18 protein-coding genes and 2 tRNA genes are annotated in these 16,360 nt (G+C 55.4%); 12 read left to right on the plus strand and 8 right to left on the minus strand.

Annotated elements, in window-relative coordinates:
* Positions 1-49: 49 nt before the first annotated feature.
* Positions 50-655 carry a CHC2 zinc finger domain-containing protein gene (locus C4N23_RS12590; protein WP_112146420.1) on the minus strand — a complete coding sequence of 202 codons (606 nt, stop codon included), beginning with the start codon at positions 653-655 and terminating at the stop codon, positions 50-52.
* 249 nt (positions 656-904) lie between these two features.
* Here C4N23_RS12590 and C4N23_RS12595 point away from each other — a divergent pair, with 249 nt between their 5' ends.
* The 6 genes from C4N23_RS12595 to C4N23_RS13840 all read left to right on the plus strand — a co-directional run bounded on the left by C4N23_RS12595 (position 905) and on the right by C4N23_RS13840 (position 4,967).
* Positions 905-1,735, plus strand: a complete 831-nt coding sequence (locus tag C4N23_RS12595) for a helix-turn-helix domain-containing protein (RefSeq protein WP_112146422.1) — start codon at positions 905-907, stop codon at positions 1,733-1,735.
* Positions 1,719-2,384, plus strand: coding sequence for a sigma-70 family RNA polymerase sigma factor (locus tag C4N23_RS12600; protein WP_112146424.1), 666 nt, complete (start codon positions 1,719-1,721; stop codon positions 2,382-2,384). Before C4N23_RS12595 ends, C4N23_RS12600 begins: the two co-directional genes overlap by 17 nt.
* 64 nt (positions 2,385-2,448) lie before the next feature.
* Complete coding sequence (locus tag C4N23_RS12605) at positions 2,449-2,979, plus strand: RNA polymerase sigma factor (protein ID WP_112146446.1); 531 nt, start codon at positions 2,449-2,451, stop codon at positions 2,977-2,979.
* Positions 2,972-3,661, plus strand: coding sequence for a DUF4367 domain-containing protein (locus C4N23_RS12610; RefSeq protein ID WP_112146426.1), 690 nt, complete (start codon positions 2,972-2,974; stop codon positions 3,659-3,661). The genes C4N23_RS12605 and C4N23_RS12610 overlap by 8 nt, the downstream gene beginning before the upstream one ends.
* Before the next feature lie 181 nt (positions 3,662-3,842).
* Positions 3,843-4,316: a hypothetical protein gene (locus tag C4N23_RS12615; RefSeq protein WP_112146428.1), complete on the plus strand. Its 474-nt coding sequence runs from the start codon at positions 3,843-3,845 to the stop codon at positions 4,314-4,316.
* Positions 4,317-4,469: 153 nt separating this feature from the next.
* Positions 4,470-4,967, plus strand: a complete 498-nt coding sequence (locus C4N23_RS13840; protein ID WP_146746489.1) for a hypothetical protein — start codon at positions 4,470-4,472, stop codon at positions 4,965-4,967.
* 172 nt (positions 4,968-5,139) lie between these two features.
* Here the strand turns inward: C4N23_RS13840 and C4N23_RS12620 are convergent, their stop codons facing one another.
* Positions 5,140-5,496, minus strand: coding sequence for a hypothetical protein (locus C4N23_RS12620; protein WP_097779587.1), 357 nt, complete (start codon positions 5,494-5,496; stop codon positions 5,140-5,142).
* Between the two features lie 233 nt (positions 5,497-5,729).
* On the opposite strand from C4N23_RS12620, the gene C4N23_RS12625 reads away from it, so the two are divergent.
* From C4N23_RS12625 to C4N23_RS12635, 3 genes are read left to right on the plus strand one after another with little or no spacing between them, the layout of a single operon-like run.
* Positions 5,730-6,035 carry a type II toxin-antitoxin system RelB/DinJ family antitoxin gene (locus C4N23_RS12625; protein ID WP_097779588.1) on the plus strand — a complete coding sequence of 102 codons (306 nt, stop codon included), beginning with the start codon at positions 5,730-5,732 and terminating at the stop codon, positions 6,033-6,035.
* On the plus strand, positions 6,032-6,352 hold the full coding sequence (locus C4N23_RS12630) for a type II toxin-antitoxin system RelE/ParE family toxin (RefSeq protein WP_055187107.1): 321 nt from the start codon (positions 6,032-6,034) through the stop codon (positions 6,350-6,352). Before C4N23_RS12625 ends, C4N23_RS12630 begins: the two co-directional genes overlap by 4 nt.
* Before the next feature lie 13 nt (positions 6,353-6,365).
* Positions 6,366-7,859: a recombinase family protein gene (locus C4N23_RS12635; protein WP_112146430.1), complete on the plus strand. Its 1,494-nt coding sequence runs from the start codon at positions 6,366-6,368 to the stop codon at positions 7,857-7,859.
* Between the two features lie 355 nt (positions 7,860-8,214).
* Here the strand turns inward: C4N23_RS12635 and C4N23_RS12640 are convergent.
* Both C4N23_RS12640 and C4N23_RS12645 read right to left on the minus strand, forming a co-directional pair.
* A tRNA-Pro gene (locus C4N23_RS12640) sits at positions 8,215-8,290 on the minus strand.
* Positions 8,291-8,318: 28 nt separating this feature from the next.
* Positions 8,319-8,392: transfer RNA gene (locus C4N23_RS12645), tRNA-Gln, on the minus strand.
* A gap of 189 nt (positions 8,393-8,581) precedes the next feature.
* Here C4N23_RS12645 and C4N23_RS12650 point away from each other — a divergent pair.
* Entirely contained in the window at positions 8,582-9,409 is an 828-nt protein-coding gene (locus C4N23_RS12650) for a CPBP family intramembrane glutamic endopeptidase (protein WP_112146432.1), read from the plus strand.
* Positions 9,410-9,466: 57 nt separating this feature from the next.
* Here C4N23_RS12650 and tsaD read toward each other — a convergent pair whose 3' ends face one another.
* From tsaD to C4N23_RS12665, 3 genes are all read right to left on the minus strand, one after another.
* Positions 9,467-10,474: a tRNA (adenosine(37)-N6)-threonylcarbamoyltransferase complex transferase subunit TsaD gene (gene tsaD / locus C4N23_RS12655; protein ID WP_097839238.1), complete on the minus strand. Its 1,008-nt coding sequence runs from the start codon at positions 10,472-10,474 to the stop codon at positions 9,467-9,469.
* Positions 10,475-10,477: 3 nt separating this feature from the next.
* Positions 10,478-13,045 (minus strand): DNA polymerase I, encoded by a 2,568-nt coding sequence (polA, locus tag C4N23_RS12660; RefSeq protein ID WP_112146434.1) that lies wholly within the window; start codon positions 13,043-13,045, stop codon positions 10,478-10,480.
* A 96-nt stretch (positions 13,046-13,141) separates the two neighbouring features.
* Positions 13,142-13,330, minus strand: a complete 189-nt coding sequence (locus C4N23_RS12665) for a ferredoxin (protein ID WP_097839240.1) — start codon at positions 13,328-13,330, stop codon at positions 13,142-13,144.
* Between the two features lie 118 nt (positions 13,331-13,448).
* Here C4N23_RS12665 and C4N23_RS12670 point away from each other — a divergent pair, with 118 nt between their 5' ends.
* Positions 13,449-13,790, plus strand: a complete 342-nt coding sequence (locus C4N23_RS12670) for an arsenate reductase family protein (RefSeq protein ID WP_112146436.1) — start codon at positions 13,449-13,451, stop codon at positions 13,788-13,790.
* 112 nt (positions 13,791-13,902) lie between these two features.
* Entirely contained in the window at positions 13,903-14,826 is a 924-nt protein-coding gene (locus tag C4N23_RS14350; RefSeq protein ID WP_112146438.1) for an Ice-structuring protein, read from the plus strand.
* A gap of 83 nt (positions 14,827-14,909) precedes the next feature.
* Here the strand turns inward: C4N23_RS14350 and C4N23_RS12680 are convergent, their stop codons facing one another.
* Positions 14,910-15,908: a glycosyltransferase family 2 protein gene (locus C4N23_RS12680; protein WP_112146440.1), complete on the minus strand. Its 999-nt coding sequence runs from the start codon at positions 15,906-15,908 to the stop codon at positions 14,910-14,912.
* Positions 15,909-16,360 lie beyond the last annotated feature (452 nt).

Here is a 16,360-nt window from a genome sequence, read left to right on the forward strand (position 1 = left end):
GAAGTGGTGGGTCTCACGGTGAGACCCACCACTTCGGGTGAATAAATTATCAGGCGCACTTTGCCAGAGCAAGGCGGTTGGTGCGCTCTTCCAGCATCAGCAGGTACGACCCGGACAGCAGCCGCGCAGCGGCGTCGGCCTTCTGCTGGGGCGTCCCAAATACAACGCAGTCCGTCAGGTGCTCGATGGTCTCGGTCGTGTGGAGGGCTTCTTCAAACCGTGGGTCATGCGGCTCCTCCGGGGTGGCGGGCTTGTAGCGCTCCTGCCAGTCGTGCAGCAGGTCAAGATAATCGGTCAGCACCCGCAGGCAGTAGGCGATGTCTGCCCACTGCTCGTCCGTCAGGCCACGCTTGGGCGGCAGGGCGATGGCATTGGCGGGCGGCTTATCCGGGTCAAGCCCGAAGTCACTTGCGAGCTTCTCGGCGGCTTGCCGGGGGTTCAGGTCAAACAGCTTGGCGGTGAGGTCGATGGCATCTCCGTTGGCTCCACAGCCGAAGCAATAATAATAGGTGTCGTTCAGCTTCATGCTGGGGTCGCTGTCGGAATGGAACGGACAGCACACCATGCTATGGCGGTCGGGCTCCATGCCATACATTTCTCCCACCTGCCGAACGGTGATGGCGGACTTGACAGTTTGATACAGACTCAAGGGCATTTCTCCTTTGTTTCGTGCGTTGCACCAGAGTACCCCAAAGTGGGAACTCTGGTGTTTTTTGCTTCCTGCCTGAATATACGGAAAATTTTGCAGGAAAGGCGAAAAAGCGGCAGAACTGCAACGGAAAAAGAAAAATGCCCTCACTGGTTGCAGGACTGCAACAGCAAGGGCGGAGCGGTAACCGTATATTGAACAAAACGGCAGAGCGTATTATAATGAGGAAAAAGCTCAAAAAGGAGGGCCGACCACATGGCACAGGAATATCTGCCCGCACCATCCAACATCCGTCTTGCGGACTTGATGAAAGAGCACAACATCAGCCAACCAGAACTTGCCAAGGAACTCGGCTGCTCCAAAAGCACCATCAGCCGCTTCATAAGCGGTGCAAAAGGGACGCTGACCCATGAGCAGGTGCTGAAAATCGCAAGGCTGTTTAATGTGTCCACGGATTTCCTGCTGGGAGAAACCAACATCCCCGACCGCAAAAATTACGACATTGCCGAACTGGGCTTGTCCGTAGAAGCCGCAAAGAACCTCTACACAGGGCGTGTCAATGCAGAGGTGGTCAACCTGCTGTTGGAAAACGCCCGCTTTGCAGAGCTTACTTACCGCATAGCGCAGTATTTTGATGATACCTTCGCATCCGGCATCGCAGCACAGAATGCCATGCTCACGACATTGAGCACCCTGCTGCGCACAAAGGTCAAGACCCCGGAAGCAGCCAAAGCCGCAAAGGACATCAGTCTCCGAAGAAAGCCAGTGTACCAAGGCGACCTTGATGACATTGAAATGTACTTCATGGCAACGGTCAAGGAAATCAAAAAGGACATCGGGAGCCATTACGCCGAACAGGAAGCCATGAGCAAGAAAGTGGCGGAGAAGATGTTCACCGAATTGACCAAAGGGCAGGATGTGCAGCACCCAACGATTACGGCAGAGCAGTTGACAGATGCAATGTTGGACAGCGTTTCGGGTATGGAAGGAGCCACGCCGGAAGCACTGGAACAGCTGCGGAACGGTCTGCTGGGAATCTTGCAGTCTGCCGCAGAGCAGGAAAAAGCCCATGAAGCAGACGAATGAACGGCTTTGTGCGCTGGCGCAGAAAGGCGATGCCGCCGCACTGGACAGCCTGATCGACAACAACAAGTCCTTTATTGGCAAGGTGGCAAATGACCTTTTCCGCAGCATGAATCTGGCACAGTCCGGCCTGAACCTTGACACGGACGATTTGAAACAGGCAGGGAATATGGGCTTGTGGAGGGCCGTGCCAAAGTTCGATGTAGCGCGCGGCATGAAGTTCCTGACTTATGCGGCTCCTGCCATCCGCAACGCCATGATGGATATGGTTCGGGATGCCTTTACTGCTTTTGAGCAGCGGATGGTGACAGAGGACAAGGATGGTATCTGCTACCAGCGTATTTCGCTGGACGATGTTCTGTCGGGAGAAGAACAACTACGGCGCATTGAAGCCATAGCCGACCCCTACGCCATGCAACCGCAGAGCATTATAGAGGAGCAGGAATCGCGCCGGGAACTGTACGATGGCCTGAAACGGCTGACCCAACGGGAGCAGACCTATTTGCTGTATCGTTATGGCTTTACCGATGGCGAGGAACATCCGCTGATTGGCACGGCGATATACTTTCACCTGACGAAAGGCCGCGCCAAAAAGACCGAGGAACAAGCTATGGATAACCTGTGGCTGGAACTGCCGTGGTGGTTTATCTGAATGGGCAGAGAGGAATTGTGTCAAATTGACATAATTCCTCCCGATAAGAGGGATGTGGGCGAAAATGCTGGCAATGTATCTGGCAGTTCTGGATGACCGGAGCAGCGAAGAACAATTTATAGATGTATATAATACCTACAAGCGGCTGGTCTACCATACTGCTTACAAAATCATGGGCGATTCGTATCTGGCAGAGGATGTGCTGCAAGAGGTGTTTTTATACGTCACCAAAAATTTTTCTAAAATTCATCGAGAAAACTGTCACGAACTCGCCGCTTATCTCGTTAGTTGTAGTAGAAGCCGTGCATACGATATGCTTCGCAAGCAGCGAGAAGAACCGCTGGAAGAAGTCCCGGACGCACCAGATGATGCCCCGGTGCCGGATGATGCCGTAGTCAGCACCGATAACATCCAACACCTGACAGAACTGATCGGACAGATGAAACCGATGTACCGTGATCCTCTGCGCCTTTTGGCGATGGGCTACACCAACCGGGAGATTGCCGAATCGCTTGGACTGACAGATGAAGTGGTTCGGATGCGGCTTTTCCGTGGAAGAAAATTATTGTGGAAGGAGTTGAACAGCCATGAGTGAGCGGACAGAAGTTTCTTTTGATGCAGCGTTGATGATGGCACTCCGTGCAGATGCACAAAAAGAACTGGACGAGCTGCCAACTCCGGCACAGCTTAAGGAACGCTACCCGGACACTTCCCGATGGGATGCTCGCCTGAAAGCAGCATTGCATAAACGCCGTCCGGTGCTGAAACGAGTGCTTGTTGCAGCCATGACGCTGGTAATTTTAACTCTCGGCGCGCTTGCAGTAAGTGCAGACTTCCGCAAGGCAGTCTATACGATGATTCAGAAGTTCCTGCCCATTGAGATGCAGCTGACGTATCAAGTGGATGGAGAACCATTGGAACAGCTTCCGAATGGATACAGCGATTATTATGTGCCGGATGGATTTGAACGAGATCGTGAGCAGGAATTTGAAAGAGCAGAAAACTTTTTGCACGTTTACTCGTCAAAAGAAAGCGGCAAGGGATATACTGTTCGCTGCTCCATTATACAGCCGGGGCAGCAGTCCTCGTTTGATAATGAGCATACAACTTATGAGAATGTAAAAGTTGGAGACGCAGATGCAACTTTGGGAACGAGTGCAAGCGAAAACGGAGACACCGTTTATATTTTAAGCTGGGAGCAAGGAGGCGTTTCAAACACGATTATGGGAAACATTTCACGAGATGAGATTATGAAAATTGCTGAAAACGTATTTTAATATGAAACTCCATGCTATTTGTTAGAATCAACAAATAACATGGAGATTCTTTGTATAAGCGTACAAACATAACGAAAAGCAGAGATTTTTTCAAAAAAGCTGTCACAAACATAAGGCGTGCTACGTTGACTAAGCAAAAGCTCCTATTAGGAGCAAAAGATTGGAGGTGTATTGTCTATTTATGATGAGAAAAAAAGAAAAAGTAATCACAATGACTGTGACCTTGATTTTGGTGGTCATACTGATTTGTATAAAAGTCACTCACTTTGTGATAATAGAACGTCCATTGAAACAATGCAGGATAGTATCAGCATACCATCTTACAGTAGACACTAATGGTGCTCAAATTGACCAGTCTTGGCTATTTGAAAAGGATGACCTGACATATATAGATATTGCCAAAACTTTTGAGCAGACATATTTTGTCACTGATTATGCTGGTGGTTCTGGTGATAGCGGTGCACTCAATGAACTCACGATAGCTTTTGGTGAAACAATGGACGGAATGCCAGATATTCGCATAACGGTTTCTGAAAATGGCTACATTCAAATCAATGGTAAAAGAGCATATCCGCTTTCTCTTAAATATGCAGGCAATAGGCTTTATGGACATCTTTTGGAGTGCTTGCAGGATGGAGCTGATCGGCAGCAATAAGAATGACTAAGCAAAAGTTCATGTGGAAGGTAAATGCATAAAAGTTTGCGTAGAGGTGATTCCGATGCAGAATTAAAGAGAAAAGAACATGAAACATAGCCAAAGTAATTGCAACAGTTAATAAAACATAAGGAGAAAATCACCATAAAAAAGATGACTCGTAACGAATTCCTCAAAATGGCTGGAACGAGTGCTGCGCTGGTCGTAATCAACACTGCTTTAGTGCCTACTGCTATTGCGGCTGAACCTATCGGTACAGTACTTTCTGCAAAAAAGTCAGTTAATACGGGAACGGCTGTAAGCTCTGCAACGTTCGAACTTGTTCCAATTTCTCGCCAAACTTTCTGGGGCGATTCTGGTTCATGCACACTCGATTATCTGTCTGAAGGATATATCCAATGGACGATTACCATCCCCGGCACAGTAATCACTTCCTTTGAAGCTAATCTACATTTCAATAAACTTGGAACACCCTTCGGTACATTTGATTATGCTATCTCTACACGTAGTACAAGCGGTACGGAAGATGTAAAATACGGGCTGTCTAAGGGAAAATGGGAGGTTGAATTTACAGGAATTGCAACCGCTGCCAACGGCGATATGTATAGTGTTGTCGATGGCGCAAAGCTGACTTTCAGTGTTACTAAATAATCCGATTGTCACGAAACACTATATAACTTATATGTGCAATCCTTTATAAAGCAGTATATAGTATAAAGTGAACCCCATCTGCAACAGGCATTTCAATTAAAAGAGTCTGTTTCAGGTGGGGTTTTAGAATGAGCATGATTCCTCAGGCTACCTTTAAGAACTGAAGACTTTTTTACAATTGATGACTTTCTTGTTCAGCCAACCAAGCGAGTTTATTCCATCCGTTTGCATGACACTGTTTATTGATAAATTCCAAGATTTTTTTGTGATTTTCTTTTGATAGAGTATCGCCATTATGACATGCAAGAAATGTAAAAGGCTTCGGAATATCTTCTTTTTTGTCGGCTAGTAATAAAATATATCCGATATATTTCCCGTTTTCAGATATTACATAAAATTCAGGCAAGGTTCCTTCTTTGCTGCTCCGAACGAATTTTTCAAAAGTATCAAGTGGTATTTGTTTAGGAACCGCATAATCGTAGACGTAATGGATAGCGTCAACTTCCGTATTTAACCATACAATCTCCATAATTATCCCCTTTGTGTTTTTATAAATATTGGTAAAGCGACAAATATATAATCTAATGAATATACGGAAAATGCGTTTTATTTGTTGCAAATAAAATAGCAGCTTGAAAATGTTTGGTACTTTAACCAATATATCACGAGAAATATTGTGCAACTGAGAGAACTTTGATTGAGGTTGCGCACTCGGTTGACTTGTAAAGCAAAAAGCATTACAATAATTTCGAGGTGATAACCATGGAAAAAACGATGATGCTGAACGTCCGAGTCAGCCCCAGCGTTAAACAGCAAGCCGAGGATGTGCTGAAGCAGCTCGGCATCCCAATGGCAACAGCCATTGATATGTACCTGCGCCAGATTACCCTGACTGGCGGCATTCCGTTCTCGCTGTCCCTGCCGAAGGCTCCGGCTGCGCTGAACGCTGACACTATGACCGATGACCAGCTCCATGCAGACTTGCAGGTGGGCATCAAAGAAATACAGAACGGTGACACCGTGGATGCCGCAAGCGCATTCGCCCAGTTCAGGGAACAGCACAGATGAAACAGTATGATGTGAAAATTTCCCGGATGGCACTCAGCGATATGGAGCAGATCTACAGCTACATTGCCGACCGTCTGTTGGAATCTGACACCGCAATGCGACAGTATGACCGCATTGCAGAAGCAATCCAGTCGCTGAACATCCTGCCGGAACGCTGTGCGCTAGTGGAAAGCGAGCCGGAGCGCACCCAAGGGCTGCGGCAGATGCTGGTGGACAACTACTCGGTGTTCTACATCGTGAGCGAGGATGCGGTGTCGGTAGCCCGTGTGCTGTACAGTGCATCCGACCTTGTGCGCCGCCTGCGGAGAATGAAGTGAAAGGGGTGTTTGCATGACCGCCGTGATTTATGCTCGCTATTCCAGCGATAACCAGCGCGAAGAATCCATCGAAGGTCAGATTCGCGAGTGTACGGCCTACGCCGAAAAGAACGGCATTACCGTGGTCAAGCACTACATTGACCGCGCCCTTTCCGCCAAAACCGACAACCGCCCGGACTTCCAGCAGATGATCAAGGACAGCGAGAAACGGTTGTTTGACATTGTGCTGGTCTGGAAGCTTGACCGTTTTGCCCGAAACCGCTATGATTCGGCCCACTATGAGTATCAGTTGGAACGAAATCATGTCAAGCTGGTATCTGCCACGGAGCCTATCTCTGACAGCCCTGCAGGTATCATGGTCAAGAGTATGCTCACCGGCATGGCTGAATATTACTCGGCAGAACTTTCTGAAAAAGTCGTGCGCGGCATGACCGAGAATGTTCTGAAGGGGAAGTACAACGGCGGCACGATTCCCATTGGTTTTAAGGTGGATGAGGAGAAGTTCTTTCAAGTCGACCCGCTGAAAGCTCCCTTTGTGGTAGAAGCCTTTCAGCGGTACAACGATGGCGCGACCATGAAAGAATTGATGAACTGGCTGAACGACAGCGGCGTGACCACCAACCGCAACCAGAAGTTTACCTACAACAGTGTTCAGACGCTGCTGACGAACAAACGGTACATCGGAGAAAACCACTTCAAGGACATTGTGATGCCCGACAGCATCCCGGCCATCGTGGACAAGGACTTGTTTGAAGAAGTGCAGCAAAAAATCAAGAAGAACAGCCGCGCTCCTGCCCGTCACAAGGCCGAGGATGATTATCTGCTCACCACCAAGCTGTTCTGCGGAATGTGCGGTGCCATGATGTTCGGCGAGTGCGGCACAGGCCGGAACAAGGTCGTTCATCATTATTATAAGTGCTCTACTGCTAAGCGTTTCAAGACCTGTAAGAAAAAGACCGTTCGTAAGGAATGGCTGGAAGATTTGGTCGTGGCTGAAACCATGAAGCTGATTCAGAACGATGCCGTGATTGATGCCATCGTTGCGGAAGTGATGGAGCTGCAGGATCAGGAAAACACCACGCTCCCTTTGCTGGAAAAGCAGATGCGCGAGGTAGAGAACGGCATTGAAAATATGCTGAACGCCATTCAAGCAGGTGTGCTGACCAACTCCACCAAATCGCGTTTGGAAAAGCTGGAAGCCCAGCAGAAAGAACTTGAGGTTCGAATCGCCGAAGAAAAAATCGCTCGGCCTCGGTTAAGCGAAAATCAGGTTCGTTTCTGGCTGACCCGGTTCCGCAAGCTCGACCCGAACGTGAAAAGCCACAGGGAGACGCTTATCAACACGTTCGTGAACGCGATTTATCTCTATGATGAAAAAGTTTTGATTACATTCAACTATAAAGACGGCACAAAAACCATCACTTTCGATGAAATTGCCGCCAAAGATGCCCCAGAGGGCAATGGTTCGGATTTAGGTTGCTTCGCTCCACCAAAAAAACCAGCGTAGAAAATACGCTGGTTTTTTGTTTTGCCCGGCATCTTAAGTCACACCCACGAGGGTGGATTCGAACAGCATCGACCCGCCGAACAGTCCGGCGGGGAAAAAAGCCCCTGCGGGGCTTTTTTAGATGCGCGGCTCGCGTAATCCACCCGCGCCCACCAAAAAGCTCAACGCATGAACGTGCGCTGAGCTTTTGTTTTGGCAGAAGGTTTTCTTATTGCGAGGGTGCTGTACCGTGCATCCGACCTTGTGCTTCTTGCCTGAAGATACGGAGGATTTTGCGGAACGGGCGAAAACGCGGCAGGATGGCGGCGGAAAAAGAAAAAAGCACGTCAATCCTCAATGGATCAACGTGCAATTTTGGTCGGAGCAGCGGGATTTGAACCCACGGCCTCTTCGTCCCGAACGAAGCGCGCTACCAACTGCGCTATGCCCCGAAAATACCGCAGCTTTTCGGCTGCGGTCTGGTTGGGGATGAGAGAATCGAACTCCCACAAGTAGAGTCAGAGTCTACCGCACTACCACTATGCAAATCCCCAATATTCGGTTTTGTCAGGAGCGGTAAGCGCCGCTGACAAGGGATATTATACTATCAAACACCCCTCTTGTCAACACTTTTTTCGAAGTTTTTTTCGTGGGCTCCGAGCTGGCGCTGCATCGTTTTATTTGAACAATTCCTCTCAATATGGTACAATAAAAGCAACATTTCAGCAACGGAGGAAATCGCCATGCTCAAACGTCTGCGCAAGAACCATCCGCTCCTCTATTGTATCGGGGCGGAGGCAGTGTTTCTGGGGAGCCTGTTCGTTTCATCGTATCTTGTGGTGATCGCCCTGCTCCTGTTCCGCTTCAACTTTGCCTATGCGGATGATTACCTGCTGGGCTGCATTCAGGAGCTGGTGGGCATCGGCGTGGCGGTGGCGCTGCTGCGGCGCACGGGCAAGGCGCAATTGCTGACGCGGCGGGGCTGCGGCTTTTTCAATGGGCTGCTGGTGGGCATGTACCCGGCGGCGCTGCTGGCCTATAACCTGTACGCCAAGCTCTTGTTCGGCCTCCCGGCGGACGGCACCCTGCTGCCCCTGTGGCGCATCCTGTGCTTTTTCGCCAACATGATGCTGGTGGGCGTCGCGGAGGAGTTTCTGTTTCGGGGCGTCGTCGCGGAAACGCTGCTGGAGCACTTCGGCACCAGCCGGGGCGGCATCTGGAAGGCGTGTCTGCTGTCCGGCGTGCTGTTCGGCTGCGCCCACCTGACCAATCTGTTCACCAGCGCCCCGCTGGGGGTGCTGATGCAGTGCGTCTTCGCCACGTCGCTGGGCGTGCTGTATGGGGCCATCTATTTCCGCACCGGCAACCTCTGGGTCACGGTCTTCCTCCACGGCGGGATGGACATTCTGTCCATGCTGATGGGCGGGCTCTACGGCACCGAGACGGTGGCCGAAAGCGTCAGCGGCTACGACATCACGATGCTCTCGTCGGTGCTGGTCTACCTCATCCCGGCGGCCTTCCTGCTGCGGAAAAAGAAGATCGGCGAGGTCCGGTTCTATTTCAAATACTAACGTGGAACAGGAAAAAGCAAGAGGTCTGCGCGTGGCGCAGACCTCTTGCTCTCTTTCTTATTCGTAGTCGATGGGCAGGGTGGGCAGACCGTTCAGCTCCAGCCCGGCGGTGTGGCCGGCGATGTACTGGTAGTAGCCTTGGGCTGCGATCATGGCACCGTTGTCGCCGCAGAACTTCAGCTCCGGTAAGTAGACCTTGGCCCCAAGCTTCTGGGCCCCATCGTTGACCAGTTGGCGCAGACGGCCGTTGGCGGCTACGCCCCCCGCAAGGCAGACCTGCTTCGCCCCGGTGTCGGCGGCGGCGAGGAGCAGCTTTTCGGCAAGGATGCCCGCGATCCGCTCTTGGAAGCTGGCCGCGAGGTCGGGCACGTTGACTTCCGTGCCCTTCATCTGGGCCTGATTCACTTCGTTCAGCACGGCGGTCTTCAGGCCGGAGAAGCTGACGTTGTACTTGCCCTCTACGTGGGGCACCGGCAGGCGGTAGGCCTTGGGGTTGCCGGTCTTGGCGGCGTTGGCCACGCTGGGCCCGCCGGGGTAGGGGAGACCCAGCGTCCGGGCCACCTTGTCAAAGGCCTCGCCCGCCGCATCATCGACAGTGTGGCCGAGGATGTGGTAGTGGGTGTAGTCCTGCACTTCCACGATGTGACTGTGGCCGCCGGAGGCCACAAGGCAGAGGAAGGGCGGCTTCAGCTCCGGGTGGGTCAGGTAGAGGGCGGCGATGTGGCCCCGCAGATGGTGCACGGGGACCAGCGGCTTGTCTGCCGAATAGGCCAGCCCCTTGGCGAAGTTCACCCCCACCAGAACGGCCCCGATGAGGCCGGGCGCAAAGGTCACGGCCACGGCATCCACGTCGTCGATGGTCTTGCCCGCGTCCAGCAGGGCCTTTTTCACGGTGGCGCTGATGAACTCGCAGTGGCGGCGGCTGGCGATCTCCGGCACGACGCCGCCGTACAGCGCCTGTTCCTTCACGCTGGTGGAGATGACGTTGCTCAGCAGCTTCCGTCCGTCCTCCACAAGGGCTGCGGCGGTCTCGTCGCAGGTGGATTCGATTCCTAATACGATCATGATTCAGTGGGCCTCCAGCCAGTTTTTGCCGATGTGGACGTCGGTGCTCAGGGGCACGGCGTACTGCACACAGCCTTCCATCTCTTCCCGCAGGATGGCGGCGGCCTTTTCGGCCTCCGCTTCCGGTGCCTCCACGATCAGCTCATCGTGGACGGTCAGGATGAGACGGCTCTCCATTTTTTCGTCCCGCAGCCGCCGCCAGACCCGCACCATGGCCAGCTTGATGACGTCCGCTGCGGTGCCTTGGATGGGGGTGTTGCGGGCCATCCGCTCGCCGCTGGCCCGGATGTTGTGGTTGGTGCTGGTCAGCTCCGGCAGGGCGCGGCGGCGTCCGAACAGGGTGGAGACGTAGCCGCAGGCCCGCGCGTCGGCGATGGTCTTGTCCATATAGCCGCTCACCTTGGGAAAAGCGGCCAGATAGCTCTTGAGGAAGGCGTCGGCCTCTTTCACCGACACGCCGATGTCCTTGGAAAGGCTGTAGGCACCCTTGCCGTACATGATGCCGAAGTTGATGGCCTTGGCCGAGGAGCGGATGCGGGGCGAGACCTGATCCGGCGGCAGATTGTAGATCCGGGCCGCCGTGGAGCGGTGGATGTCCTCGCCGGAGAGGAAGGCGTGCTGCATGTGTTCGTCGCCGGTGACATGGGCGAGGATGCGCAGCTCGATCTGGCTGTAGTCGGCGTCCACCAGCACCCAGCCGGGCTTCGCGATGAAATAGGCCCGGAGCTGGCTGCCCAGCTCGGTGCGGATGGGGATGTTCTGCAGGTTGGGGTTGTCGGAGGAAAGGCGGCCCGTCCGGGCCTCGGTCTGGTTGAACCGGGTGTGGACCCGGTCATCCTCGCCCATGACCTTCAAAAGCCCTTCCACATAGGTGGAATTCAGCTTTTGGTAGGCGCGGTACTGCAAAATGTCCTCCACCAGCGGGTAGTCCCGCAGGGCTTCCAGCGTTTCTGCGTCGGTGGACCAGCCGCGCTGGGTCTTTTTGCCGTGGGGGAGGCCCATGGTGTCGAAGAGCATTTCGCCCAGTTGCTTGGGGCTGTTGGGGTTGAAGCTGGTGCTGCCGGTCTCCATCTGGATGCGGGCCAGCACCTGCGAAAGCTCGGTGCGCATCCGCAGCCCGAACTCCTCGATGCCCTGCCGGTCCACAAGGATGCCGGTGCGGGTCATGTCGGCCAGCACCTGTGCCAGCGGGAATTCGATCTCGTTGTAGAGCTTGTCCTCGCCCAGCGCGGTGATCTCGGCCTTCATCTTGGCGAACAGGTCGGCAAGGCCGCCTGCGTCGGGCCACGCCTCACAGGTGAAGGCGGCCTTGGCGCGGTAGCTGGTCAGCAGCTCGGTGACCTGATACTTGGAGGCCGAGGCGTCCAGCAGGTAGGCAGCCAGCTTGCCGTCCCAGACGATGCTGCTGCCCCAGCCGCCGTGGGCCATGGCCAGCGCGTAGAGGGGAGCGGAGTCGAAGACGTCCAGCGTCACGCCGGGGGCGTCCAGCAGCTGCACCAGCGCGCCGCTGTTCAGGGGGTAGACGGTGCTGCCCTGCACGGCGTACCACGCTTCCGGCTGCAAAACGACATTTTTCACGCCCGCGCGGCCCATGACGGCGGGGCGGGTGGCCACCAGATAATGTCCGGCGGGGGTTTCGGGCAGCTGGGAGACGGTGCCCTCCAGCGTGGGGACCTCTTCGGGCCCGGCCTCCGGGGCTACGCCGTCCAGCCCGAACCGGGGGATGAGGCTGTGGAGCTCCAGCTCCTGCATCAGCCGCACGGCGGCGGCCTTGTTTCCTTCGCCGACCTTGTAAGCCCCCTCGGCGGTGTCGATGGGCGCATCGGTGCGGATGGTGCCGAGCACATGGCTCAGTTCCGCATCGGCCCGGCACTCCAGCAGGTGTTCCCGCTGCTTGGGCTTGATGATCTTATCGTCGAGGTTGGCGTAGACGTTTTCCAGCGTGCCGAACCTCTGCACAAGGGCGAGGGCGGTCTTTTCGCCGATGCCCCGCACGCCGGGGATGTTGTCGGACGCATCGCCCATCAGGCTCTTCACCTCGATGAGCTGCCTCGGCTGGATGCCGTACTTTTCCTCGATGGCGGCCACATCCATGGCCACGGTCTTGCTGCGGCCCAGCGCCGTGGTAGCCAGCAGCACGGTGGTGGTCTCGCTTACCAGCTGCAGGCTGTCGCGGTCTCCCGTGGCAAGGAAGCAGTCGTCCTTCCGGGCGTCACAGGCAGCGGCCAGTGTGCCGAGGATGTCGTCGGCCTCCCAGCCTTCGGCGGTGACCTGCCGGTAGCCGAGGTCGGTCAGGAGCTCCTTCAGCACCGGCATCTGCTGGGCCAGCTCGTCAGGCATCCCGTGGCGGGTGGCCTTGTAGCCGTCGTACATCTTGTGGCGGAAGGTGGGGGCTTTGAGGTCGAATGCCACGGCGACCTCGTCCGGGGAGCACTCCTTGAGCAGGGAGTTCAGAATATTCAGAAAGCCGAAAATGGCGTTGGTATAGCGGCCGTCCTTGGTGGTCAGCAGCTTGATGCCGAAAAAGGCGCGGTTGGCAATGCTGTTGCCGTCAATGACCAGTAAACGCATGGGCGATTTTCCTCCGATCCATAATTTCACACCTTACAGTATAGCACAAAATCGCAGGGATCGGAGGGATATTTGAAAATTTTCAGGGAGTTTTCCTTATTCCGAGACCGTGATCGCCGAGACGGGGCAATTCTGCGCCGCGTCGATGGCGGCGGGGACCAGTTCGCCGGGGAGTTCGCCGGGCTGGGCCACGGCCAGCGTGCCCTCCATGGAGAACACCTCCGGGCAGATACCGGCACACTGGGTGCAGCCGATGCACAGGTCAGGGTCAACGAATGCTTTCATAAAACATACCTCCAAACTTCAGTCTGCCGCTAGTCTGCCCGGCGGGGCCGTGAAATATCCCTATGCAACCGGGCCGGAGTATGATACAATGAAAAGAGACTTTTGGGAGGACAAACGCATGAACATCCAGATCTTCGGCACGAGCAAGTGCTTCGATACCAAAAAGGCCCAGCGCTACTTCAAGGAGCGGGGCATCCGGTTCCAGATGATCGACCTGAAGGAAAAGGAGATGAGCCGCGGCGAGTTCGAGAACGTCGCCCGCGCGCTGGGCGGCTGGGAACAGATGGTGGACCCGGCGGCCAAGGACAAGCAGACCCTCGCCCTGCTGGACGCCCTCGTGGACTGGCAGAAGGAGGATAAGCTCTTCGAGAACCAACAGCTCTTCAAGACGCCCATCGTCCGCAACGGCCGCAAAGCCACCGTGGGCTATCAGCCGGATGTCTGGAAAACGTGGGAATAAAACGCGCTTTCACAAAAAATCCACTCCCCGGATTTTGCACTTCGGGGCAAAACGTGGTATACTAAGACCCGGTATGACCGACTACAGTCCAATTTAGGAGACGAAAATCAAGATGAAAACCTATATGACCCCGGAAGAACACGCCCGGCTTCACCGCCGCCGTGCCCGTCAGGCCCTTGGCCTGTTGGTGGCAGTGCTGGTGCTGGTGGGCGCGGTCACCGTGGTGCGCGCGGGTGTGCGCACCGTGGCAAAGCTGTTTGACGATACCCAGCAGCGGCAGGAATACGAGGATGAGCTGGAAGGCCTTGTCCTCTTCGACCCCGTGCCCTTCGACGGCATTGAGAACATCGACGACCTGACCCTCCGCGAAGCGGCGGTCTGGGGCTGCGTGTACAGCATTCAGGAGACGCAGGGCAGTTTCGACAACTACAACACCGACCCCGACACCGAGCAGCTCCTGCTCCCCTCGGTGGATGTGGACGCCTACCTTGCCAAGCTGGTGGGCCCCAGCTTCAAGATGAACCATAAGACCTTCGAGATGGAGGATATGACCGTCGAGTTCGACGAGACGACCCAGTGCTACAAGATCCCCGTCACCGGCAGTGTGGGCAGCTACAGCGCCACCGTGACCAAGCTGTTCAAGAAGGACGGTCTGCTCCATGTCACCGTGGGCTACATCCCCACCCAGAGCACCGACGACAGCATCCTGAACACCTTGTCCGACACGCCCACCAAGTATATGGATTATCTGTTCCGCCGCCAGAACGGCAGCTGGTATCTCACCGGCCTGACGGACAGCGAGACCAAGCCCGAATCCACCGCCGCAGCCGCCTCCGAGCCGGCCCCCATGGCCGAGAGCGAGGTGCAGGACGCCATCCTCGCCGCCGCCGGTGACTCCACCGTCTCTTCCGAGGCGGCCGCCCCCGCTGAGTCCGCGGCCAGCACCCCGGCGGAGAGCACTCCCGCTGCCGACAGCACCGCTGCGGAAAGCACCGCTGCTTCCGGCGAGGCCGCTGCGGCGAGCACCGCCGCGTAAGGCAAACCGCAGAAACAAAACACCACCCCGGCTCCAAGGCGCTTGCAGCGCCCGGAACCGGGGTGGTTCTGCTTTATGGGAGATCATTTCAGATCGAACCGCACCACGACCAGCCGATACCACAAATAGGGGATCATGTTCCAGATCATCCACACCTCCATGAGCAGGTAGTGGGGCAGGTCCTTCAGCCGGAAGGGGCGCTTGCCGAGGTTGCCGGAGCGGAGCAGGTCGAAGGCTTCGTGCATCCCCTTGTCCCATGCGCTGCCGAAGCCCTGCTTGTGGAACTTGTAACACTTGAGCAGATAGCCCAGCGCCAGCGGGAGAAAGTTGACGATCAGCATCAGCAGCGGCTCGTTCTTGAGCGGGAGCAGGATGCTGTTGCGGCCGCTCTGCTGGCTCTTGAAGGCGTTATACTTGACCGCACCGGTGCTGGCTCCGCAGATGTGGTAGCACTTGGCGGTGGGGCAGAGGATGTTTTTGTAGCCCGCATTGTTGGCCCGCCAGCTCAGGTCCACATCCTCGAAGTAGGCGAAGAAGTTCTCGTCGAAGCCGCCGATCTCGTCCAGAATGCGCTTGCGGTAGAGCGCCGCGCCGCCGCACGCCGAGAAGATCCGCTTCTGCTTGGTATAGCGGCTGGCCCGGCGGCCGTCGCCGGTCTTGCAGGCAAAGCCCATCCATGTCACATAATCGCCCGCATCGTCGGCCAGCTCCCGGTCAAAGTGACGGATCATCAGGCTTTGCACCGCAAAGATCTTGGGGTCGCTCTCGGCGGCCCGGATCAGCTCGGCCAGCCATTCCGGCTCGGCGAAGGCGTCGTTGTTGAACAGCACCACGAATTCGCTCTCTGCCCGTGCAATGCCCTGATTGACCGCGTGGGAAAACCCGGTGTTCCGCCCGTTTTCGATCAGCGTGAAGTTGGGGCGGCTGCAATAGCTGCGGGCCTGTTCCAGACTTTCGTCGGTGGAGCCGTTGTCCACCACGATGAGCTGGAAGTCCTGCTCGGTCTGGGCATAGACGGACTCGATGGAGTCCTTCAGCCAGCCCTTGCCGTTGATGTTGGGGATGACGATGGTTGCTTTCATAAATGCGCTCCTGCAAAGTTTCGATTTCGGGGCAAGTATACCATATTTGCAGGAGAAATGGAATAGGTGAGTCGGGGCGGCCTCTTTCGACCGTAAGCAAGCATCCTCGCTTTTGCCTTCTCTTGCGCAGTGCTAAACAAAGGCGCAGGGTCCCCTCTGCCGGGCTCGCCCTCTCAGGCGCTCCGCGCCAGCTGTCCTCCCTCTGTCGCATATGCGACATCTCCCTCCGGCCGGAGGGAGTCTTTCCCAAAGGGGGAGCCCTTGGCAAAGGCGTGAAGTCTGAGCGCAGCGCCTGACGGCTCCCCTTGCGGCAGCAGGGCGTAAAGTATAAAACCGGAAACTTTGCGGACTGCCAAGGCCTCTCACTTTGGGAGAGGTGGCATCGCGAAGCGATGACGGAGAGGGCAAGCCCGCTCACGGCGGCGCAGGGCCTAGGTTTAGATCGTGCTTCC

This window comes from Faecalibacterium hattorii, from assembly GCF_003287455.1.
GTDB classification, from domain to species: Bacteria; Bacillota; Clostridia; order Oscillospirales; family Ruminococcaceae; genus Faecalibacterium; species Faecalibacterium hattorii.